This window comes from Amycolatopsis sp. NPDC006131 (assembly GCF_040614175.1).
GTDB lineage: Bacteria > Actinomycetota > Actinomycetes > Mycobacteriales > Pseudonocardiaceae > Amycolatopsis_E > Amycolatopsis_E tucumanensis.
The window spans coordinates 1-20,010 of sequence record NZ_JBEXTX010000097.1 but is presented as its reverse complement, the minus strand read 5'-3'; the positions used below and the strand labels follow the sequence as shown (position 1 = coordinate 20,010).

The 20,010-nt window shown below is 72.4% G+C and carries 17 protein-coding genes and 1 pseudogene; 9 read left to right on the top strand and 9 right to left on the bottom strand.

Features of this window, described 5'->3' with window-relative positions; translation table 11 throughout:
• Nucleotides 1-50 precede the first annotated feature (50 nt).
• On the top strand, nucleotides 51-884 hold the full coding sequence (locus ABZ215_RS34085) for a helix-turn-helix transcriptional regulator (RefSeq protein WP_237339664.1): 834 nt from the start codon (nucleotides 51-53) through the stop codon (nucleotides 882-884).
• A 5-nt stretch (nucleotides 885-889) separates the two neighbouring features.
• Here ABZ215_RS34085 and ABZ215_RS34080 read toward each other — a convergent pair whose 3' ends face one another.
• Nucleotides 890-1,648 (bottom strand): alpha/beta hydrolase, encoded by a 759-nt coding sequence (locus tag ABZ215_RS34080; protein ID WP_354954449.1) that lies wholly within the window; start codon nucleotides 1,646-1,648, stop codon nucleotides 890-892.
• 4 nt (nucleotides 1,649-1,652) lie between these two features.
• Nucleotides 1,653-3,056 (bottom strand): ATP-binding protein, encoded by a 1,404-nt coding sequence (locus ABZ215_RS34075; protein ID WP_354954447.1) that lies wholly within the window; start codon nucleotides 3,054-3,056, stop codon nucleotides 1,653-1,655.
• A gap of 32 nt (nucleotides 3,057-3,088) precedes the next feature.
• Here ABZ215_RS34075 and ABZ215_RS34070 point away from each other — a divergent pair, with 32 nt between their 5' ends.
• The 3 genes from ABZ215_RS34070 to ABZ215_RS34060 are packed head-to-tail and all read left to right on the top strand — an operon-like array spanning nucleotide 3,089 to nucleotide 5,426.
• Nucleotides 3,089-3,385 carry an antibiotic biosynthesis monooxygenase gene (locus ABZ215_RS34070; protein ID WP_020417072.1) on the top strand — a complete coding sequence of 99 codons (297 nt, stop codon included), beginning with the start codon at nucleotides 3,089-3,091 and terminating at the stop codon, nucleotides 3,383-3,385.
• Nucleotides 3,385-4,194: a Sir2 family NAD-dependent protein deacetylase gene (locus tag ABZ215_RS34065; RefSeq protein WP_354954445.1), complete on the top strand. Its 810-nt coding sequence runs from the start codon at nucleotides 3,385-3,387 to the stop codon at nucleotides 4,192-4,194. The genes ABZ215_RS34070 and ABZ215_RS34065 overlap by 1 nt, the downstream gene beginning before the upstream one ends.
• 47 nt (nucleotides 4,195-4,241) lie before the next feature.
• Nucleotides 4,242-5,426 carry an FAD-dependent monooxygenase gene (locus ABZ215_RS34060; RefSeq protein WP_354954443.1) on the top strand — a complete coding sequence of 395 codons (1,185 nt, stop codon included), beginning with the start codon at nucleotides 4,242-4,244 and terminating at the stop codon, nucleotides 5,424-5,426.
• A gap of 170 nt (nucleotides 5,427-5,596) precedes the next feature.
• Here the strand turns inward: ABZ215_RS34060 and ABZ215_RS34055 are convergent, their stop codons facing one another.
• On the bottom strand, nucleotides 5,597-6,430 hold the full coding sequence (locus ABZ215_RS34055) for an SDR family NAD(P)-dependent oxidoreductase (RefSeq protein WP_354954441.1): 834 nt from the start codon (nucleotides 6,428-6,430) through the stop codon (nucleotides 5,597-5,599).
• Between ABZ215_RS34055 and ABZ215_RS34050 the strand changes: the two are divergent.
• Together ABZ215_RS34050 and ABZ215_RS34045 are read left to right on the top strand one after the other, a co-directional pair.
• Nucleotides 6,429-6,641 (top strand): annotated as a pseudogene (locus tag ABZ215_RS34050) (LysR family transcriptional regulator); the annotation flags it as partial. The gene ABZ215_RS34055 and the pseudogene ABZ215_RS34050 overlap by 2 nt on opposite strands.
• A 238-nt stretch (nucleotides 6,642-6,879) precedes the next feature.
• On the top strand, nucleotides 6,880-7,380 hold the full coding sequence (locus tag ABZ215_RS34045) for a LysR substrate-binding domain-containing protein (RefSeq protein ID WP_354954439.1): 501 nt from the start codon (nucleotides 6,880-6,882) through the stop codon (nucleotides 7,378-7,380).
• Here the strand turns inward: ABZ215_RS34045 and ABZ215_RS34040 are convergent.
• Nucleotides 7,367-8,284: an endonuclease/exonuclease/phosphatase family protein gene (locus ABZ215_RS34040; protein WP_354954437.1), complete on the bottom strand. Its 918-nt coding sequence runs from the start codon at nucleotides 8,282-8,284 to the stop codon at nucleotides 7,367-7,369. The genes ABZ215_RS34045 and ABZ215_RS34040 overlap by 14 nt on opposite strands.
• Nucleotides 8,285-8,388: 104 nt before the next feature.
• Here ABZ215_RS34040 and ABZ215_RS34035 point away from each other — a divergent pair, with 104 nt between their 5' ends.
• Both ABZ215_RS34035 and ABZ215_RS34030 read left to right on the top strand, forming a co-directional pair.
• A complete protein-coding gene (locus tag ABZ215_RS34035) occupies nucleotides 8,389-9,354 on the top strand; it encodes an ATP-binding cassette domain-containing protein (protein ID WP_354954435.1) in 966 nt (321 codons plus the stop codon).
• Entirely contained in the window at nucleotides 9,351-10,145 is a 795-nt protein-coding gene (locus ABZ215_RS34030) for an ABC transporter permease (protein ID WP_354954430.1), read from the top strand. The genes ABZ215_RS34035 and ABZ215_RS34030 overlap by 4 nt, the downstream gene beginning before the upstream one ends.
• A 45-nt stretch (nucleotides 10,146-10,190) precedes the next feature.
• On the opposite strand, the gene ABZ215_RS34025 is transcribed toward ABZ215_RS34030, so the two are convergent.
• From ABZ215_RS34025 to ABZ215_RS34005, 5 genes are all read right to left on the bottom strand, one after another.
• Nucleotides 10,191-13,298, bottom strand: a complete 3,108-nt coding sequence (locus ABZ215_RS34025; protein ID WP_354954428.1) for a BTAD domain-containing putative transcriptional regulator — start codon at nucleotides 13,296-13,298, stop codon at nucleotides 10,191-10,193.
• Nucleotides 13,299-13,316: 18 nt separating this feature from the next.
• Nucleotides 13,317-15,098, bottom strand: a complete 1,782-nt coding sequence (locus ABZ215_RS34020) for an Hsp70 family protein (protein ID WP_354954426.1) — start codon at nucleotides 15,096-15,098, stop codon at nucleotides 13,317-13,319.
• Nucleotides 15,099-15,186: 88 nt separating this feature from the next.
• Nucleotides 15,187-15,543, bottom strand: a complete 357-nt coding sequence (locus ABZ215_RS34015; RefSeq protein ID WP_020417082.1) for a helix-turn-helix transcriptional regulator — start codon at nucleotides 15,541-15,543, stop codon at nucleotides 15,187-15,189.
• A complete protein-coding gene (locus tag ABZ215_RS34010; protein WP_354954424.1) occupies nucleotides 15,543-15,905 on the bottom strand; it encodes a type II toxin-antitoxin system RelE/ParE family toxin in 363 nt (120 codons plus the stop codon). Before ABZ215_RS34010 ends, ABZ215_RS34015 begins: the two co-directional genes overlap by 1 nt.
• A 110-nt stretch (nucleotides 15,906-16,015) precedes the next feature.
• Nucleotides 16,016-18,568 carry an ATP-dependent Clp protease ATP-binding subunit gene (locus ABZ215_RS34005; protein ID WP_020417084.1) on the bottom strand — a complete coding sequence of 851 codons (2,553 nt, stop codon included), beginning with the start codon at nucleotides 18,566-18,568 and terminating at the stop codon, nucleotides 16,016-16,018.
• A 377-nt stretch (nucleotides 18,569-18,945) separates the two neighbouring features.
• On the opposite strand from ABZ215_RS34005, the gene ABZ215_RS34000 reads away from it, so the two are divergent.
• Nucleotides 18,946-19,683 (top strand): (2Fe-2S)-binding protein, encoded by a 738-nt coding sequence (locus ABZ215_RS34000; protein ID WP_354954422.1) that lies wholly within the window; start codon nucleotides 18,946-18,948, stop codon nucleotides 19,681-19,683.
• Nucleotides 19,684-20,010 lie beyond the last annotated feature (327 nt).

Below are 20,010 nucleotides of genomic sequence, written 5' to 3'. Positions count from 1 at the left end.
GGAACCGGTTTCCTGGGAACACCGGTCCTACCCCGGCTGTTGGACCGTCCGTGATCACTCGCACCGTGGACCCCGCGCAGGAGCTGGCCACGTTCCTGCGCAGCTGCCGCGAACGGCTGGAGCCAGGTGATGTCGGCCTGCCGTCGGGGCGGCGGGCCCGGCGGACCCCGGGCTTGCGCCGGGAAGAGGTCGCCGAGCTGGCGGGGATCAGCGTCGACTACATCGTGCGGCTGGAGCAGGCCCGTGGGCTGCGGCCATCGGCGGACGTCGTGGACGCGCTGGCCCAGGCTCTGCGCCTGACCCCGGAAGAGCGCGCCTACTTGTTCGACCTGACCCGGCAGCGCCCCCGCGACACCGGCGAACCCGCCACCGCCGCCGCGCCGCAGCTGGCCCGGCTGGTCGAGGACCTCGCCCCGCTGCCGGCGATGCTGATGAACCACCGCTTCGACATCCTGGCCTGGAACGGCGGAATGGCGAAGCTCCTCCTCGATTTCGACACCCTCCCGCCGTCGCAGCGCAACGCGATGTGGTTGTGCCTGCTGCACCCGAAGACGCGTGAGCTCTATGTCGACCGCGAACGCGTTGTGCGGGAAGGGATCGCCCACCTGCGCGCGGCCTGGGCGGCGCATCCGGACGACCAGGCGTTGACCGACCTCATCGCCGAATGCGCCAGGCGGGACGCGGACTTCGCGCGATGGTGGGCGGAACGGGACGTCAAGGTCGACGGCCGCGGCCACAAGGTGGTGCGGCACCCCGAAGCCGGCGAAATCGCCCTGCAGTTCGAAACGCTCACGCCACTTCGCGACGCGGCGCAGCTGCTGGTGATCTTCCGTCCCGCGGACGACGAGAGCCGGTCGGCGCTGGAGCGCTTGTCCGGGCGGTGACGCGCCTACCGCCCCAGCACCGCCGAGAGGAACGCCTCCACCGCGCCGCGGTAGATGTCCGGCTGCGAGTCGTGCACGACGTGGTTCGCGCCGGGGACCACCAGGTGCCGCCCCGATTGCGCGCGGCGCGCCATTTCCGCCTGCTGGCCGGGCGGCATGAGGGTGTGCTCGGCCTCCACGACGAGCATCGGGCACTTCACCGCCTCCACCGAGGACCAGTACTCGCGCCTGCCCCACTCGGCAGCGATCTCGTACAGGTCGTCGAGCGCGGCGATCAGGTGGTAGCCGTCCGGGCGCTCCTCCACGCACTCGGTGAAGTAGTCGCCCGTCTCGCCGAAGAACTCCCGCACGTGCGCGAGCGACTGGAACGGCACCGGCCACGACTCGAAGTACCCGCGCCACGTCTCGACCGTCTTGCCGCGCTGGTCCGGCGCCATGTCCTCGACCACGACGGCGTGCACGAGATCCGGCTCGGCGGCCGCGAGCGACCACGCGTGCAGGCCGCCCATCGAATGCCCGATCACCACGGCCGGTTCGCCCAGCGACCGCACCACTTCGGCGGCGTCGGCGACGAACTGTTCCGTCGTCCACGGCCCGCCCCGCGGCCCGCGCCCGTGCCCGCGGGCGTCGACGCCGACGACGTGCCCGTACCGGCGCAGCCACTGCGCGACCCGCCACCACGTGCGCGCCCGGCCCATCAGCCCGTGCAGCAACACGATCGGACGGCCGTCGCCGCCGAAGTCCACGACGCTCACGGCGCCCATTGAATCAGCTACCGAGCAGCGACCGGGTGAGCGAGTTCCGCGATTCCTGCATGTCCCGCAGCGCGGTGGTGAGCGCCTTGTCGCCGACCCGGATCCGCTCGCCGTCCGCGCCGTCGCGCATCTCGTGCAGCACCGCGCGGCGCAGCAGCTCCTTGACGTAGGACGCGGTGACGCCATCGGTCTCGGCGATCACCGGTTCGAGGTCCGCCGCCAGCTCCACCTCGCGCGCGTACAGCTCGAACAGCTTGCGCCGCCCCTCGGCGTCCGGGCGCGGGATCTCCACGGCCAGGTCGACCCGGCCCGGCCGGTCGCGCAGCGCGGACTCCAGCGCCTCCGGCCGGTTGGTGGTCAGCACGAAGGTGACGTCCGCGTCCGCGCCGATCCCGTCCATCGCGTCGAGCAGGGTGAACAGCAGCGAACCGCCCGCGCCCGGCATGGTGCGGTCCTCGGCGACCAGGTCGACGTCCTCGACCACCAGGATCGAGGGCTGCAACCGCCGGGCCAGCTCGGCGGCCTTGCCGATGAACCGCATCGCGGCGCCGGTCAGGATGATCACCGTGCTGCCGGACAGGCGGCTCAGCAGGTACCGCACGGTGTGGGTCTTGCCGGTGCCGGGCGGACCGTGCAGCAGCAGGCCCCGCTTGAGGTGCTGCCCCGCGGCGCGCAGCCGGTCGGCGTGCTCGGCGATGCCGACGATGTGGTCCTCGATCGCGGGCAGCACCCCCTCGGGCAGCACCACCTGCTCGGCGGTCAGGGCCGGGCGCGGCAGGAACGTCAGCAGCTCGTTGCCCCGGTACTCGCTGCTGCCGAAGGCGAGCACCTGGCCGCGCAGCACGTCGTGCGCACGGGCGAGCTGCTCGATGCGGTCGCGGGTCGCGCCCGCCGCCGCGCGGTCACCGGCCAGCACCTCGACCTTGGACAACGCGGACGGCCCGTGCTGCGGGTTCGGCCCGCGCAGCGCGACGACCACCGGCCCGCCGTCCGGCGCCGTCGTCAGCACCAGCCCGAACTGCACGACCTCCTCGGTCGCCTCCGGTCCGATCGCGACGGTCGCCATGTCGACCGCGCCCAGTTCGAAGGCGCCGTGCCGCCGCGCGGACGACAGCATCCCGGTCAGTTCCTCGTGCACCCGGTTCGCGCCGGTGACGCCGAACCACTCCGGCTCGCCGCCGCGTTCGGCGAGGTAGGCCTCGACGCCGCGGTGCACGTTGACGTGCTCCCACGGCGGGAAGTCCTGGCCGACCAGCACGATCTGCCGGAACCCGACGCCGAGGTGTCCGGTGATCCGGCTGATGAGCTCCTCGGCCGGGTTGTCCTCGTCGACCACGAGCGCGGCCGTCTGGACGAGTTTCCGCAGGTCCCCGGCGAGCCCCCGGGCCAGCTTGCGATCTTCCCCTGTGATCCCCATTACGTCCCAGCATAGCTGGGTAGGCTGAGGTCATGGCAGTCGTGAAGATCAATGCGATCGAGGTTCCCGAGGGCGCGGGCCCCGAGCTGGAGAAGCGGTTCGCGAACCGGGCTCACTCGGTGGACGGGCAGCCCGGCTTCCTCGGCTTCGAGCTGCTGCGCCCGGTCGCAGGCGAGAACCGCTACTTCGTCTACACGAAGTGGGAGTCCGAGGAGGCGTACCAGGCGTGGGCGAGCGGCCCGGCCAAGGAGGCGCACGCGGGCCAGAGCTCGCGGCCGGTGGCCAGCGGGGCGAACCTGCTGGAGTTCGAGGTCGTTCCGCTCGACTGATGACCGGCGACGGCCTGGCCGAGGCCGCCGAGATGCTCGCCGGCGCCTCCGCGCTCCTCGTGTGCGCGGGCGCCGGCATGGGCGTCGACTCCGGGCTGCCGGACTTCCGCGGGAACGAGGGGTTCTGGCGGGCCTATCCGCCGTACGCGCGGCTCGGGCTGAGCTTCGCCGAACTCGCCGACCCGCGCCACTTCGCCGAGGATCCCGAGCTGGCGTGGGGTTTCTACGGCCACCGGCTGGCGATGTACCGGCGCACCGAACCGCACGCGGGGTTCGACCTGCTGCTGCGGCACGGTCGCAGCCTGCCCGGCGGCGTCGCGGTGTTCACGTCCAATGTGGACGGACAGTTCCAGCGCGCCGGGTTCGAGCTGGTCGCCGAGGCGCACGGGTCGATCCACCACCTGCAGTGTGCCGTCCCGTGCGGCCCGGACATCTGGCCCGCGGACTTCTCCCTCGACGTCGACGAGTCGACGATGCGCGCCCGCCCGCCGCTGCCGTCCTGCCCGAACTGCGGCGGCCTGGCCCGGCCGAACATCATGATGTTCGGCGATTTCGACTGGCTGCCGTCCCGCACGGACGGCCAGATGCGCGCGCTGGCCGAGTGGCGGCGCGCGAACCGGAACGCCGTCGTGGTCGAGATCGGCGCCGGACGCGCGGTGCCGACCGTCCGCCGGTACGCCGAGCTCGCTTCCGCCGCGACCGGCGCGCTGATCCGCATCAACCCGCGGGAACCGGAGGTCCGGCACGGCCGCGGCGTCTCCGTCCCCCGTGCCGCGCTGCCCGCGCTGACCGCGTTGCTCGACGGCTGACAGCTTCCGGTCAGCGACCGGTAAGCGGCGCCCGGCAGCGTGGCGGCATGAACGACACCAAGGTCCTCGTTTCCGGCGCCAGCATCGCCGGACCCGCCCTCGCCCACTGGCTCACCCGCTACGGCTTCAGCGTCACCGTGGTCGAGCGCGCGCCCGGCCCGCGGCCCGGCGGGCAGGCGGTCGACGTGCGCGGCCCGGCGCTGGACGTCGCCGACCGCATGGGCATCCTCGACCAGCTGCGCGCGCACAGCACCGGCATGCGCGGGATGTCGGTCGTGGACTCCACCGGCGCCGAGGTCTACCGCACCACCGACCGCACGGTCAGCGGCGGCGAGCTGGACAACCCGGACGTCGAGATCCTGCGGGACGACCTCGCGCGGATCATCACCGAATCCGCCGGCGATGTCGAGTACCTCTTCGGCGACTCGATCGCCGGGCTGGACCAGGACGACCACGAGGTCCGCGTGGTGTTCGAGTCCGGCCGGGCACGCACCTTCGACCTGGTGGTCGGCGCGGACGGGCTGCACTCGAACACCCGCCGCCTGGTCTTCGGCCCCACCGAGCGGTTCATCCGGCACCTCGGCGTGAACATGGCCGTGTGCACGGTCCCGAACTTCCTGGGGCTGGAGAACTGGCAGGTCATGCACCAGATGCCGGACGGGGACATGCGGGGCGCGATGGTGATGAGCGCGCGGGACAACACCGAAGCCCGCGCCTACCTGATGTTCGGCTCGGCGGAGCCGGTGGACTACGACCACCGCGACGTCGAGGCCCAGAAGGAGATCGTGGCCCGCGCGCTGGCCGGGGACAGCTGGGAGATGCCGCGGCTGGTGGAACACGCCCGAGCCGCCGCGGACTTCCACTTCGACTCCGCGGCCCAGATCCTCCTGGACTCGTGGTCGCGTGGCCGGGTCGCGCTGCTCGGCGACGCCGGGTACTGCGGCTCGCCGATGTCCGGGCAGGGCACGAGCCTGGCGCTGATCGGGGCGTACGTGCTGGCCGGCGAGCTGGCCGCGGCCGGCGGCGACCACCGGGCCGCGTTCGCGGCGTACGAGGAGGAACTGCGGGACTACGCCCGCGCGAACCAGGAGATGGCGGTCATGAACCTGCGGGAGCGCCGGGCCCAGGCCGGTCAGGCGGCGGACGCGAGCGCCGCGGCCGAGGTCCTGGTCGAAACGGGTGTGGCGGAGTTCGCGCAGGTGGTGGCGTCCTACGCGGTCAAGGACTACTGACCCGCGCCACTCGATCCGGTGAACGTGAGGGTTCCACGCGTCCCGTCAGGGCCGTCGTGCCCTCTAACCAGACGGCTGCGGCCGCACGGGCGCCACCGTGCTCCTCGCAGTCGTCCGGCATACCGGATCCGGCCGTCACGCCCCCCGAGCGGCCGGATCCGGTACGCGCACTACTGCTTCAGCACCCGCTCGGTCAGGTCACGGGCGGCCGCCACCAGCTCGTCGGTGAGCGCCCCGGTCAGGTCCTCGGACGGCGTGCAGTCCGGGCCGATCACCAGCCCCGTGTCCAGCGACGGATCGGTGGCCGCGAACACGATGGATCGCGCGGCCGCCGACGCCGGTCGCTGGACGCCCTCCAGGATCTGCTCCCACATCGGGCGCAGCGCCGGCGGCAGGATCTCGGGCGTCATCGCGGCCGCGTTGGGGGTCGCCGCCGCGCCCGGGTCCGCCGCGAACACCGCGATCCCGCTGCCCCGCAACCGCTCGGCCAGTTCCCGGTTGTACGCCAGGTGCGCGAGCTTCGCCCGTCCGGACACCGCCATGCCGTAGTACTCGCCGGGCTCGACCTCCGCGTATGACGGGGTGCCCAGCGTCAGAGCGGCTTGGATGGACGACGACGTGACGTCGACGATCCGGCTCGGGCGGCCGGCGCGCAGCGAGTCCAGCAGCGCTTCGGTCAGCACCAGTGGCGAGAGGTGGTTCACCGCGAAGCTCGCCTCGATGCCCTCGGCCGTTTCCCAGCGCTCCGACCACATGCCGCCCACGTTGTTCACCAGCAGCTGCCACGGACCCTCCGCGGCGAGCCGTTCGCCGAGCGCGCGCACCTCCGCCAGCACCGAGAGGTCGGCCTGGACGAACCGGCCGCCGATGATCCGCGCCGCCGCCGCGCCGCGTTCCGGGTCGCGCCCGACGATCACCACGTCGTGGTCCAGCCGGGCCAGTTGCCGGGCCACCTCGAAGCCGAGTCCCCCGGTGGCCGCGGTCACGATTGCCTTCTGTGTCATGCCGTTCAGCTCAGCGCAGTGGCGGGAATCCGTCCAAAGCCGCGCGGACATGGGTCCATGCGGGCCGGCATGGCAGCCTGTCGGAGTGGATCTGAAGCACCTGCGGTATTTCCTGGCGGTCGCCACGGAAGGCACGTTCACCGCCGCCGCGCAACGGCTCGGCATGACGCAGCCGGCGTTGTCCCGGGCGATCCGGGCGCTCGAGGACGGGGTCGGGACGGCGCTGTTCGCCCGTGGGCACCAGGGCGCGGAGCTCACCCCGGCCGGGCGGATGCTCGCCGAGGACGCCCGGGGCATCGACGAGCACGCGCGCGCGGCGATCGCCAGGGTGGCGCGGTTCGGGCAGGAGGGGCCGCAGCTGCGGGTGACCGCGCGCCTGCGACGTCGCCACGCTCCAGGGCCTGATCGATTCCTACAACGAGCAGTACGAACCGCGGGCCGTCGCTACCGTGGCGGACTGGCAGGTCCAGGCGGACGAACTGCGCACGGGCGCCGCCGACGTGGGTCTGCTGCGCGTCCCGTTCGAGAGCCGGGGCCTGGACAGCGATCCGGTGCGGATCGACGAACGGGTCGCCTTGCTGCCGCGGTCGCACCCGCTGTCCGGCCGGGAGTCGATCGAGCGGGCCGAGCTGGACGGCGAGACGTTCCCACGCTGGGTCGACATGTCGGCCGCCGAGACGGCGTACTGGACCGGCACCGACCGGATCCCCTACGACTGGCGACCGGGCCCGCTGGTGCGCAGCGGCGCGGAGTACGCGAGCGCGGTCCGGCTCGGTCAGGCGGTCGGTTTCGTGCCCAGGACGCTGCTGCCGGAACTGCCGCTCACCGGGATCGCCGTGGTGCCGGTGCACGGCCTGTCACCCAGCGAGCTGCACGTCGTGTGGGCCGCGACCGCCACGTCCCCGGACATCGCGCGGTTCGTCCGGCACGCGCAGCTCACGGGAGCGTGATCGCGGCGAACACGGCCTTGTGGTCGGAGTTCGGCATCGGGAACACGCGGTAGGCGGTGACCGCGGCGCGCTGGTCGACCAGGACGTGGTCGATCGTGACCGGGGGCGGCAGCAGTTTCGACGGCCAGGTCGACGTGAAGCCCTCGCCCATCGCGTCGCCGGCGTCGGTGTAGCCGGTCGCGATCAGGTCCCGCAGCGTGCCGTGGTCGAGCGTGGCGTTGAAGTCCCCCGCCAGGATGCGCACCGGGCCGTCCGGATCGGGGTGCGGCAGTCCGGCGATCTCCGACTTCCACGCCCCCGCGTCGGCGACCGGCGCCGTCGGGTGCACCGCCACGACCTCGACCGACACCCCGCCCCCGAGGTCCAGGCGCGCGCTCGGCTGGGCGAACTCGGACGGTCCCGCCAGTGACAGCTGCGTGACCGGGTAGCGCGACGCCAGCCCCGACCCGGCGCCCCGCCGCGCCGGCTCCAGCACGCGGTGCGGCAGCAGCTCGAACAACCCGGCCGCCTCCAGCGCGGACACCCCCTGCGGCGTCAGCTCCAGCAGGTTCAGCACGTCGACCTGGTTCTCCCGCACCAGCCGCACGATGGTCTGCGGATCGGCTTCGCCGTAGTACATGTTCGAGGACATCACGTGCAGCGTCCGCCCGTGCACCTGCGGCTGCGCCGAGGAGAAGGCACGCGGCACCACCACCCCGCCCAGCACGAGGGCCAGCACCAGCACGGTCCCGCCGATCCACCAGTGCCGGAGCGCGAGGGTGAGCGCCGCCAGCAGCAGGCCGCAGACGATCCAGTACGGCGTGAGCGCGATCAGCGACGCGGTCAGCCGCCCGCCGTCGACGCCGAACAGGCGCATCACGGCGAACACCACGAAGACCGCGGCGAGGATCGCGAAGAAGACCACCCGCCCAGTCTTCCTGTCACGTCTGGGCGGCGGCTGACAGTCGCCTGTGCGCGCGCTGTCAGGTTCCCCCGGAAGAGTCGGTTCCGACACAGGAGGAGGATTTCATGACCTTGGCGATCCAGGCTGAGGGCCTGGTGAAACGGTTCGGGGGCACCACCGCGCTGAACGGGGTCGACCTGGAGGTGCCGACCGGCAAGGTGGTCGGCGTGCTCGGCCCGAACGGCGCCGGGAAGACCACCACCGTGCGGATACTGGCGACGCTGCTGCGTCCGGACGCCGGCCGCGCGACGGTCGGGGGCTACGACGTCGTGCGCGACGCGGTCCGCGTGCGCGGCCTGATCGGCCTGACCGGCCAGTACGCGTCGGTCGACGAGGACCTGTCCGGCACCGAGAACCTCGTGCTGCTGGGCCGTTTGCTCGGGCTGAGCCGGGCCGGCGCGCGGGCGCGCGCGGCCGAGTTGCTGGAGCAGTTCGAGCTGTCCGACGCCGCCGGGCGCGCCGCGAAGACGTACTCGGGCGGCATGCGGCGGCGGCTCGACCTCGCCGCGAGCCTGGTCGGCCGCCCCAAGCTGCTCTACCTCGACGAGCCGACCACGGGGCTGGACCCGCACGCGCGCAACGAGGTGTGGCAGGTGGTGCGGCGGCTCGTCGACGACGGCGCGACCGTGCTGCTGACCACGCAGTACCTCGACGAGGCCGACCAGCTCGCCGACACCATCACCGTGATCGACCACGGGCGGGTCGTCGCGGAGGGCCGCCCGGACGAGCTGAAGCGCCGGGTGGGCGGGCAGACCGTGCAGGTCCGGCCGACCTCGCGAGCCGATTTCGAAGCCGTGGCGCGGATCCTGACCGTCCTGACCGGCATCGAACCCGCCCGCGACACCGATGTCGGCCTGCTGACGGCGCCGGTCGGCGATCCGGTCCTGATGTCCACTTTGGTCCGGAAACTGGACGAAGCCGGCATCACCGCCGACGAGCTGGCGCTGCGCCTGCCCAGCCTCGACGAGGTCTTCCTGGCGCTGACCGGAAAGCCGGCCGAGGAAACCGCACCGGAAGGGAGCCTGGTGTGACCGTGCTCGAACTGCCCCGGCGCATCAGCCCGGGCAAGGCCCTGCAGGACGGGCTCACCCTGGCCTGGCGGGGTGTGCTGAAGATCCGCAAGAACCCGGAGCAGCTGGCCGACGTCACGCTGCAGCCGATCCTGTTCCTGCTCATGTTCGGGTACCTGTTCGGCGGCGCGATCGCCGGCAGCACGAGCGCCTACCTGCAGGTGCTGGTGCCCGGGCTGATGGTGCAGAACACGGTGTTCGCGAGCATGGCCACCGGCACCTCGCTCAACACCGACGTCACGAAGGGCGTCTTCGACCGGTTCCGCAGCATGCCGATCGCCCGGTCCGCGCCGCTGATCGGCGCGGTGGTGTCGGACGTCGTGCGGTACGCGGTGGCGCTCGCGGTGCTGCTGGTCGCGGGCACGGTCATGGGCTACCGGCTGCACACCGATCCGGGTTCGCTGGTGGTCGGCGTCGCGCTGATGCTGCTGGCCGGGCTGTGCTTCTGCTGGATCGCGGTGTTCGTCGGGATGCTCATGCGCAGCCCTGGCGCCGTGCAGGGCGTGATGGTGGCGGTCATGATGCCGATCACCTTCGGCAGCAACGTGTTCGTCCCGTCCGACACGATGCCCGACTGGCTGCGCGCGTGGTCGGACGTCAGCCCGGTGAGCCTGCTGACCGAGGCCATGCGTGGCCTGCTGAACGGCGGCCAGGTCGCCGGGCCGCTGCTGGGCGCGCTCGCCTGGATGGCGGGGATCGTCGCGGTGTTCTTCCCGCTGGCGATGCGCGCCTACCGGCGCCGGGTGGCCTGACCCACCGGGTCTCCGCCGGCCGCTGGGGGTCCGGCGGAGACCCGGTCACCCGATCCGATCGGCGACCGCGGCCTTGACCGCGGCCATCGCCTGCGAGCTGCTGAGCCGCGCGCCCCGCTGGTAGGCCTCCTCGTAGGCGTCCGCCCCGAGGATCTCCCGGAGGACGGCGACCACCGCGCGCAGCTCCGGGTCGCCGGAGTCGAAGACGCCGCGGATGGCCGCGCTCAGCCCAAGCGCCCAGGCGGCCCGCTCGGGGTCGCCCTCCGCGTGGAACGCGAGCGCGACCACGGTGGTCGCCTTCGCCACGTCCGGCAGGTCCCGGCGCTCGCTGGACGAGCGCAGCGGCGCCGCCAGCAACGCACGGGCCTCCGCGGGCCGCCCCTCGGTGACGAGCAGCGCCGCGCCGGCGACCGCGACCAGCTCCCCCGCCAGGTCGACCGGGAACGGGATCCGCGCCGAGTTCGCCGTCAGCCACGCGTGCTCGGCGCGCGCCAGCTCCAGCTCACCGGAGCGCCGGGCCACGTCGAACTTCCGCAGTGCCACCATCGCCCTGCGGTCGATCTTGTCCCCCACCAGCCGCTCGGCCTCGGCGATGTCCTGCCAGGCCGCCTCGGCGTCCCCGGCCCGGAACCGCTCCTCGGCCAGCCGGGACAGTTGCTGCACCAGGTCGTCCGCGGCGGACAGCTCGCGGGCGATCCGCACGCCCTCCTCGAACCCGGCGATCGCCGCGGCGTGCTCACCACGCAGGGAGTGCGCCTCCGCCTGCATCGCGACCGTCATCGCGGTGCCCCACCGGTCCCCGCACTCGCGGAAACCCGCCACCGCCCGGTCCCTGGCGCGCCCGCCGCGGTCCAGGTCGCCGTCCTGGTCGGCCATGAACCCGTCGGCCCAGCTCGCGCACGAGATCGCCCAGCGGTCCGAGCCGCGCAGCACGCGGCGCACCTCCTGCTCGGCGAGATCCCGGCGGCCACCGAGGAAACAACTCATCGGCAGGGCCAGCGCCAGCATCGGGTACCGCTCGACCGCCCCGGTGCGCACGCACTCGGCGGTCAGCTCGGGGAGGTCGTCCCGGTGCACCATCGGCAGGCTCGTCATGAGCGCGTGCATGACGTCGAGGCACGCGCGGGCGTGGTCCGGCAGGCCGTCGTGGCGCAGCACCTCGTCCAGCAGCGGCGCCGGTTCGGCGTTGAACCCGCGGATCACCCAGTACCAGAGCGTCGCGACGACGAGCCGCGCCGCCGTGCCCGCGTCCTGGCCGTCGAGGGCGCGCCGCACCGCCGCCATGATGTTGTCGTGCTCCGCGCCGAACACCTCGATCGCGCGGACCTGCTCGTGCCCGCGCAGTTTCGGCTCGTGCTCCTCGGCCAGCCCGGCGAAGAACCCGGTGAACCGCCGCACCACGTCGTCCCGCTCGCCGGACTCGTCGAGCCGTTCGGCACCGTAGGCGCGGATGGTCTCCAGCATCCGGTACCGCGGCTCACCTCCGGTCGACACCGCGTCCACAATGGACTTCTCGACGAGTGAGCCGAGCACGTAGAGCACGTCCTCGGCGGGCAGCAGCTCGTCGGCGCAGACGGCCTCCGCCGAGGTCACCGTGGCGCCCCCGGTGAACACCGAGAGCCTGCGCGCCAGGATCCGTTCCGGCTTCTCCAGCAGGTCCCAGCTCCACTCGACGACTGCCCGCAGGGTGCGCTGCCGCGGCACGGCGGTGCGGCTGCCGGAGTTCAGCAGCCGGAAGCGGTCGTCCAGCCGTCGCGCGATCTGGTCCGCCGTCATCGACCGCAGCCGCGCGGCGGCCAGCTCCAGCGCGAGCGGCATCCCGTCCAGGCTCCGGCAGATTTCCGTGACGGCGTCCGAAGTGGACTCGTCGAGGACGAAGCCGGGGCGCACCGCGACCGCCCGTTCGGTGAACAGCCGCACCGCCTCGGCGACCTCCAGCGGCCCCACCTGGCACAGCGCCTCACCGGTGATCGCGAGCGGTTCCCGGCTGGTGGCCAGCACCCGCAGCCCCGGCACCCGCGCGAGCAGCTGGAAAGCCACGTCGGCGGCGGTGTCCACGACGTGCTCGCAGTTGTCCAGCACCAGCAACGCGTCGCCGCCGTCGAGCAGCGCCACGATCTGCGCCATCGCGTCCACCGGCGCCTTCGGCGCGCTGGTGACGCGGAAGTCCAGTGGCCCCAGCGCGCCGAGGACCGCGCCGGTCACGTCGTCGGCGTCGCGCACACCCGCGAGCGCGACGAACCACGCGCGAGCCGGGTGGCGCTCCGCCACTTCGGTCGCCAGCCGGGTCTTGCCCGCCCCGCCCGGCCCGACGAGCGTGACCAGCCGGGACGCCGACAGCGCCCGCGCGACCTGGTCGAGTTCCCGCTCGCGGCCGACGAAACTGGTCAGCCGCACCGGGAGCGCGGGCTCGGCACGCGGCGGCGCCACCTCCCCGCGCAGGACCGCGAGGTGGGCCCCGCGGAGTTCGGCGGATGGGTCGACGCCCAGCTCCTCGGCCAGGGTCGACCGGATCCGCTCGAACACGGCCAAAGCGTCGGCCTGGCGGCCGCTCGCGGCCAGCGCCCGCATCCGCAGCGACGCCAGGCGTTCCCGCAGCGGGTGCGCGTCCCCGGCGGCGTCCAGGTCCGCGAGCACCTCGGCGTGCCGGCCGAGCGCCAGCTCGGCCTCGAAGCGATCCTCCACCGCGGCGATCCGCAGCTCGTCCAGCCGCGCGACCGGGGCCTGCGCGAACGGCGCGTCGAGCACGTCGGCCAGTGCCTCGCCGCGCCACAACGCGAGCGCTTCGCCGAGGACCGCGGCGGCCTCCCGGTGCCGTCCGGCGGCGAGCTCGCGCCGCCCACGCGCGGCCAGCTCCTCGAACCGGTGGGCGTCCACGTCGGCTTCGAGCGTGTAGCCGCCGGAGCCGGAGGTGATCGTGCCCGCGCCGCCCAGGACGCGCCGCAGCCGGGACACCAGCGACTGCAGGGCGTTCGCGCCGTCGGTGGGTGGTTCGGCGCCCCACAGGTCGTCGATCAGCGCATCGGCGCCCACCGCGCGCCCGGGGTCGAGCGCCAGGCGGGCCAGGAGCATGCGCAGGCGCGCGCCGCCGATGTCGATCGGCGTGCCGTCGTCCGCCTGGGCCCGGACCGGGCCGAGCAGTGCCACCCGCACGGGTACCACTGTTCCAGATCAGGCGCCGGGCTTGAGGCTCTGCTCGAAGTAGTCGACCATGTCCCGCGGCGTCGGACCGTCCGTGCCGAAGTCGATCCACACCAGCAGGCCGCAGATCTCGGCGTCGTCCGTGCCGAACAGCATGATGCCCATGCCGGTGGTCGTGCCTGCCAGGTAGTCGCCGCTCAGGCCGTCACCGCTCCAGCGGCCTTCGAGCGCGGTGTCCGAAGCGCCCAGCTGGGACTCGATGCCCGGTTTCAGCGCGTCGAACGACATGCCCTCGTAGTAGACGACGGACCGGCCGCTGGTGGTCGAATCGCTGGGCAGCGTGCAGGTCACCACGTTCTCGGCGCCCGCCTGCTGGATCGGCACGCCGGCCCCGCCGCGTTCGCAGGTCCCGACGTCCGGCACGGTGCCGGCGAGGCGGCGCATGCAGGACGTGAAGCCGTCGGCGTCGGGCTCGCCGCCGGTCGAGCAGCCCGCGGAAACCTGTTGGGTGGAGTGTCCGGTGCTGCCGGCCGCGGCCGGGCCGCCGGACCCGCCGCGGGTGACGGCGAGGAGGGTGATCACCAGCGCGGCGACCAGCACGCCGACGCCGGCGCCGATGAGCAGCGGCTTGCGGACGCCCCTGGGCTTGGGCGGCGGTGGCTGCCAGGCGACGGGCGGGGTGGCCGGCGCCATGGCCGGGACGGTGCGGCCGTCGATCGCGGGGATCGCGGGCGGGGTCGGCGGCGGGGCGGCCGGGACGTGGTGCAGTCCGAACGCGACCGCGGTCTCCGGCTGGTCCTGGGTGGTCGGCAGGACGCCGAGCTGCTCGGCGAGCAGGGCCGCGACGAGCGGCATGCGGCTCGGCCCGCCGACCAGGTAGACGCCGGTGAGCTGCTGCGGGGTGCGCCCGGCGTCGCGGATGGTCGCGGCGAGCATCTCGGCGCTGCGCAGCAGGTTCGGCCGGACCAGGGCCTCCAGTTCGGCGCGGGTGACCAGGACGTCGTCGAACGGTTCCGGCATCGGCACTTCGGTGTGCGCGTGGCGGGACAGGGTTTCCTTGGCCTCGCGGACGTCCTGCAGGAGCGCGCGGCGGATGCGGCGGTCGGCGAGGCTCTGCGGGCGCAGCATCCGCTGCCACTGGGCCGGGTCGGTGTGGGAGACCTGGCGGCCGACGTGTTCGAGGAGGGCCTGGTCGATGTCGAGGCTGCCGAGGTCCGGCAGGCCGTTGTCGGCGAGCACGGTGAAGCCGCGGTCGGTGACGCCGACGACGGCGCAGTCGAACGTGCCGGCGCCGAGGTCGTAGACGGCGAGGGTGCTGCCGGGCGGCAGGGCGCGGCCGAGGGAGGCGTAGTGCGCGGCGGCGGCGACCGGTTCCGGGATGAGGACCGGGTTGGGGCCGAGACCGGCCTTGACCGCGGCCTGGCGGAGGAGCTGCTGGCGGGTGGCGCCCCAGCGGGCGGGGTGGGAGAGGCGGACGTGGTCGAGCGGCTGCCCGGCGAGCTGGCGGTGGGCCTCCTCCGCGACGCGGCGCAGGACCGCGGCGAGGGCGTCGGTCACCTCGACGACGGTGTCGCCGAGCAGGAGGGTCGCGTCGTCGATGCGCCGCTTGGGGTTGGGCTCGAACCGGGCCGGGTCGAGGCGCGCCCGGCGCTCCGCGTCCTGCCCGACGACCAGCGTGCCGTCCTCGCCCGCGAAGACCGCGGAGGACATGGTGACCGACCCGTCGACCTCGATGACACGCGGCCCGCGATCGAAGGCGGACAGGACGGCCACCGTGCCCGACGTGCCCAGATCGATCGACAGGACGTTCATGTGCCTCCCCTCAGCGCAGCGATCACACTATCGGGGAGACCCCGCGCCCCGAGAGGAGTCGCCCCCGGAAGCGCTCTCGTTTCGGCGGTCAGGCCGACCGGTGTGCCGGCTCGGTGGCCGACACGGTGACGTCGTGGTCGTCGAAGTCCGCCACGACGCGCAGCCTGCCGCCCAGCGCAGCCACGTAGCGGGCGATCGTGTCCAGCTCCATCTGCCGCGGGTCGCCCTGTTCGAGCTGGCTGATGCGCGGCTGGCTGACCCCCATGCGGCGCGCCAGCTCGGTCTGGCTCACACCGGCGTCCTCACGCAACTGCGCGAGCCGGAACCCGAGGACGTAGGCCTGAGTCGCCTCCGCGGCATCGGCCATGACGACGTTCACGTCCCGGCCGGCCTGGACGTCGATGTTCAGCTTCTCCGCCTTGACCTCGTTCCACGAGCGGCCCATCAGTCCTCCTCCCCCGCCAGGTGCTTCTCGTACCGGTTCTCGGCCAGCGGGATGTTGATGTCGTACCAGCGCTTCCAGTTGCCCGCCTTGTCGCCGGCCACGAGGAGTATCGCCCGGCGAAAGGGATCGAACGCGAACAATATCCGGATCTCTGTGCTACCCGCGGACGCCGGGCGCAACTCCTTCAAGTTGTGGAGGCGTGAGCCCCGCAACCGGTCCACCAGCGGCCTGCCGAGCCCTGGCCCGTGGCACGCGAGGAGGTCGATGGCTGCCTCGACGAGGTCGGCCGAAAGCGGATCGGTCCGGCACAGATCGACGAACCACTCGTCCACCTCCCGGTGCAACTCGATCTCCCACCCCATGCGCAGAATATAACGCACACCTTATGAGTGCAAGTAACCAGCCCGGAAACGCGAGAGTGCCCCCAGGGAACCAGTCCCTGGGGGCACTCGCGTCTTGCGGTCTTACGAGATCAGCGCTCGCCTTCGGCGTCGTCCTCGTGGGTGCCCGCGCCGATGCTCACCGGCGGGGCGTCGGGGACGTCGGCCGGCTTCGGCTCGCCGCGGAAGACGAAGCGCGCCTCGTCGTCGCGGTCCTCCGGGTTGCCGCTCCAGCCCTCGACGTCGACGATCACGATCTGACCAGCCTCGACCTCGCCGAACAGGATCTTCTCGGACAGCTGGTCCTCGATCTCCCGCTGGATGGTCCGGCGCAGCGGACGGGCGCCGAGCACCGGGTCGAAGCCGCGCTTGGCCAGCAGCGCCTTCGCCTTGTCGGTCAGCTCGAGAGCCATGTCCTTGGCCTTCAGCTGCTTCTCCACCCGCGTCACCATCAGGTCGACCATCTCGATGATCTGCTCCTGGGTGAGCTGGTGGAACACGATGATGTCGTCGATCCGGTTGAGGAACTCGGGCCGGAAGTGCTTCTTCATCTCCTCGTTGACCTTCTGCTTCATCTTCTCGTAACGCGATCCCTCGTCGTTACCCGAAGAGAAGCCGAGGCTGACGGTCTTGGAGATGTCCGACGTGCCCAGGTTCGAGGTGAAGATCAGCACCGTGTTCTTGAAGTCGACCGTGCGGCCCTGACCGTCGGTGAGCCGGCCGTCCTCCAGCACCTGCAGGAGCGTGTTGTAGATCTCCTGGTGGGCCTTCTCGATCTCGTCGAACAGGACCACGGAGAACGGCTTCCGGCGGACCTTCTCGGTCAGCTGGCCACCCTCCTCGTAGCCGACGTACCCCGGAGGGGCGCCGAACAGCCGCGAGGCGGTGTAGCGGTCGTGGAACTCGCCCATGTCGATCTGGATGAGCGCGTCGTCCTCGCCGAACAGGAACTCCGCCAGCGCCTTGGACAGCTCGGTCTTACCGACACCGGACGGGCCGGCGAAGATGAACGAGCCGGACGGGCGCTTCGGGTCCTTCAGGCCGGCACGGGTGCGGCGGATCGCCTGGGAGACGGCCTTGACGGCGTCCTCCTGGCCGATGATCCGCTTGTGCAGCTCGTCCTCCATGCGGAGCAGACGCGTGGTCTCCTCCTCGGTGAGCTTGAACACCGGGATGCCGGTCCAGTTGGCCAGGACCTCGGCGATCTGCTCGTCGTCGACCTCGGCGACGACGTCCAGGTCACCGTCCTTCCACTGCTTCTCCCGCTCGGACTTCTGCGCGAGGAGGTTCTTCTCCTCGTCACGCAGCCGGGCGGCGCGCTCGAAGTCCTGCGCGTCGATCGCGGACTCCTTGTCGCGGCGCACCTTGGCGATCTTCTCGTCGAATTCGCGCAGGTCCGGCGGAGCCGTCATGCGGCGGATGCGCATGCGGGCGCCGGCCTCGTCGATCAGGTCGATCGCCTTGTCCGGCAGGAACCGGTCGTTGATGTACCTGTCGGCCAGGGTGGCCGCGGCGACCAGCGCGGAGTCGGTGATCGACACGCGGTGGTGCGCCTCGTAGCGGTCCCGCAGGCCCTTGAGGATCTCGATGGTGTGCTCGAGCGACGGCTCGCCCACCTGGATCGGCTGGAAGCGGCGCTCCAGCGCGGCGTCCTTCTCGATGTACTTGCGGTACTCCTCGAGCGTGGTGGCGCCGATGGTCTGCAGCTCGCCGCGGGCCAGCATGGGCTTGAGGATCGACGCGGCGTCGATCGCGCCCTCGGCGGCACCCGCGCCGACGAGCGTGTGCAGCTCGTCGATGAACAGGATGATGTCGCCGCGGGTCTTGATCTCCTTGAGCACCTTCTTCAGGCGCTCTTCGAAGTCACCGCGGTACCGGGAACCGGCGACCAGGGAGCCCAGGTCCAGCGTGTAGAGCTGCTTGTCCTTCAGCGTCTCGGGCACCTCGCCCTTGACGATGTTCTGGGCGAGGCCCTCGACGACGGCGGTCTTGCCGACGCCGGGCTCGCCGATCAGAACCGGGTTGTTCTTGGTGCGGCGGGACAGCACCTGCATGACCCGCTCGATCTCCTTGCCGCGCCCGATGACCGGGTCCAGCTTGCCCTCACGCGCCGACTGGGTGAGGTTGCGGCCGAACTGGTCGAGCACCAGCGAGGAGGACGGGGTGCCCTCGCCGCGGCCGGCGCCGGCCTCGGCCGGCTCCTTGCCCTGGTAGCCGGAGAGCAGCTGCAGCACCTGCTGGCGCACCCGGTTCAGGTCCGCGCCCAGCTTGACGAGCACCTGCGCGGCGACGCCTTCGCCCTCGCGGATCAGGCCGAGCAGGATGTGCTCGGTGCCGATGTAGTTGTGGCCGAGCTGCAGCGCCTCGCGCAGCGACAGCTCGAGCACCTTCTTGGCGCGCGGGGTGAACGGGATGTGCCCGCTCGGGGCCTGCTGGCCCTGGCCGATGATCTCCTCGACCTGCTGCCGCACGCCTTCCAGCGCGATACCCAACGATTCGAGCGCCTTGGCGGCGACACCCTCACCCTCGTGGATCAGGCCCAGGAGGATGTGCTCGGTGCCGATGTAGTTGTGGTTGAGCATCCGGGCCTCTTCCTGGGCCAGGACGACCACCCGCCTCGCGCGGTCGGTGAACCTCTCGAACATTCCCACTCCCTCGACTGCTGCGCCGGCGGTGAGCACCCATCACTTCGCGATGGATTCAGCACCGTGAGTCCACTGTAGTAGCCATGCGGTCCCACCGGACTACCACTGGGGCGGATTAGGTCACAGCTGGTGTAGACGCCGGAAACCCCCGGCGATGAGTCTGCGCTGGTAGCTGACGTACATGTGCAACGCGGGACTTCTCCCGGCGATTCCGCAAGCCCCGGTTTGTCCGCTCACCGCGAACACCCCCGGGACGGGGACGGGACTGGCGCTCGCGCGTGAATTGAGTAAGGTAAGGCCAACCTAACCACTCGGATGGAGCAGGGAGGTCCGCCATCGAAACCGCGCTGGGCGCTCTCGGAGCGTCCGTCACGAGGGTGGCCGCCCTGCAGGACCGCATGGAAGTGCGCGCCGACCTGCCCGCGACGGGCGGCTGGCAGCGCTGCGGCGACCTGCTGGCCGACCCCGCGCGGTTCGACGTGTGGCGCAAGCTCCTCGGCGAGTGGCTGCGCGACGGCTTCGGCGAGGCGCCCGAACGGACGACGGCCGGGTTCGTCATGTCGTGGTACCTGCACGTGCCGGCGTTCACCGGTGCGTTGCTGCTCCATCACGAACGGCGAGTACCCATGCTGCGGCCGGGTGAACTCGCCTTCCGCCTGTGCGCGGACCGCCCGCACCCCGAAGGTGTGGCGGTGCTGGGGGACGAGTTCTACTGCCTGCCCGGGGACCCCGAAGCGGACCGCCCCGAGGCGACGGTGGTCGCGGACGAGCGGGCGCTGGCCGCGGTGCTGCGCGCTCGTTACACGGCGCACGCGGCGCAGTTCGTGCAGGCGTACGCGCCGCTGAGCCGGCTCGGCCGCCGGATGCTCTGGGCGGCGGCGACGGACGCCCTGGACAGCACGCTCTGGTGGGCGGGCCTGTACGCCGGGGACGAGGAGGCGGGCGTCGCGGACGCGCAGCTCGTGCTGGACGAGCACTACCCGCCGCTGACGGCGTCGACCCGGCTGCGGCCGACCGAGGACGGGTGGGCCCGGCGGCGGGAGAGCTGCTGCTTCTCGTACCTGCTGCCGGAGCAACCCCTGTGCGAGGGCTGCCCGCGCACCTGCCGCCGGTGACTTTCACCACACCGGCCCGACGCGGTTGATCCCGCTCGGTTCACCGACGGGACCGCCCCGCCGCGGCGAAGCCCTCGCCCCGGCACGCCGGACTCCAGGGCCAGTAGCCGGGAGCCGGGGCAGCGTTCAGCCACAAACGGTCCAGCTCCGGCGCCTCGCCCCCCGCACGGCACCCCACGGCGGACGCCACCCCCAGCCCCCGGCCCAACAGCCAACAGTCGGCAGCCGGCAGCCCTAGCCGCGCCACCTCGGCCCCGGCACCCCAGGGCGCCCCGCTAGGCGCGCCACTCCGGATCGCGGCCCGTCAGCGCCAGCAGCCGGACCAGC

Bases quoted from the DNA above. Each gene is read 5' to 3' on its own strand.
- ABZ215_RS34005 (WP_020417084.1), bottom strand. From the start codon at position 18,568: ATGTTCGAGAGGTTCACCGACCGCGCGAGGCGGGTGGTCGTCCTGGCC.
- ABZ215_RS34075 (WP_354954447.1), bottom strand. From the start codon at position 3,056: ATGGGGATCACAGGGGAAGATCGCAAGCTGGCCCGGGGGCTCGCCGGG.
- ABZ215_RS34055 (WP_354954441.1), bottom strand. From the start codon at position 6,430: ATGACACAGAAGGCAATCGTGACCGCGGCCACCGGGGGACTCGGCTTC.
- ABZ215_RS34065 (WP_354954445.1), top strand. From the start codon at position 3,385: ATGACCGGCGACGGCCTGGCCGAGGCCGCCGAGATGCTCGCCGGCGCC.
- ABZ215_RS34015 (WP_020417082.1), bottom strand. From the start codon at position 15,543: ATGGGCCGCTCGTGGAACGAGGTCAAGGCGGAGAAGCTGAACATCGAC.
- ABZ215_RS34070 (WP_020417072.1), top strand. From the start codon at position 3,089: ATGGCAGTCGTGAAGATCAATGCGATCGAGGTTCCCGAGGGCGCGGGC.
- ABZ215_RS34035 (WP_354954435.1), top strand. From the start codon at position 8,389: ATGACCTTGGCGATCCAGGCTGAGGGCCTGGTGAAACGGTTCGGGGGC.
- ABZ215_RS34080 (WP_354954449.1), bottom strand. From the start codon at position 1,648: ATGGGCGCCGTGAGCGTCGTGGACTTCGGCGGCGACGGCCGTCCGATC.
- ABZ215_RS34060 (WP_354954443.1), top strand. From the start codon at position 4,242: ATGAACGACACCAAGGTCCTCGTTTCCGGCGCCAGCATCGCCGGACCC.
- ABZ215_RS34010 (WP_354954424.1), bottom strand. From the start codon at position 15,905: ATGGGGTGGGAGATCGAGTTGCACCGGGAGGTGGACGAGTGGTTCGTC.
- ABZ215_RS34020 (WP_354954426.1), bottom strand. From the start codon at position 15,098: ATGAACGTCCTGTCGATCGATCTGGGCACGTCGGGCACGGTGGCCGTC.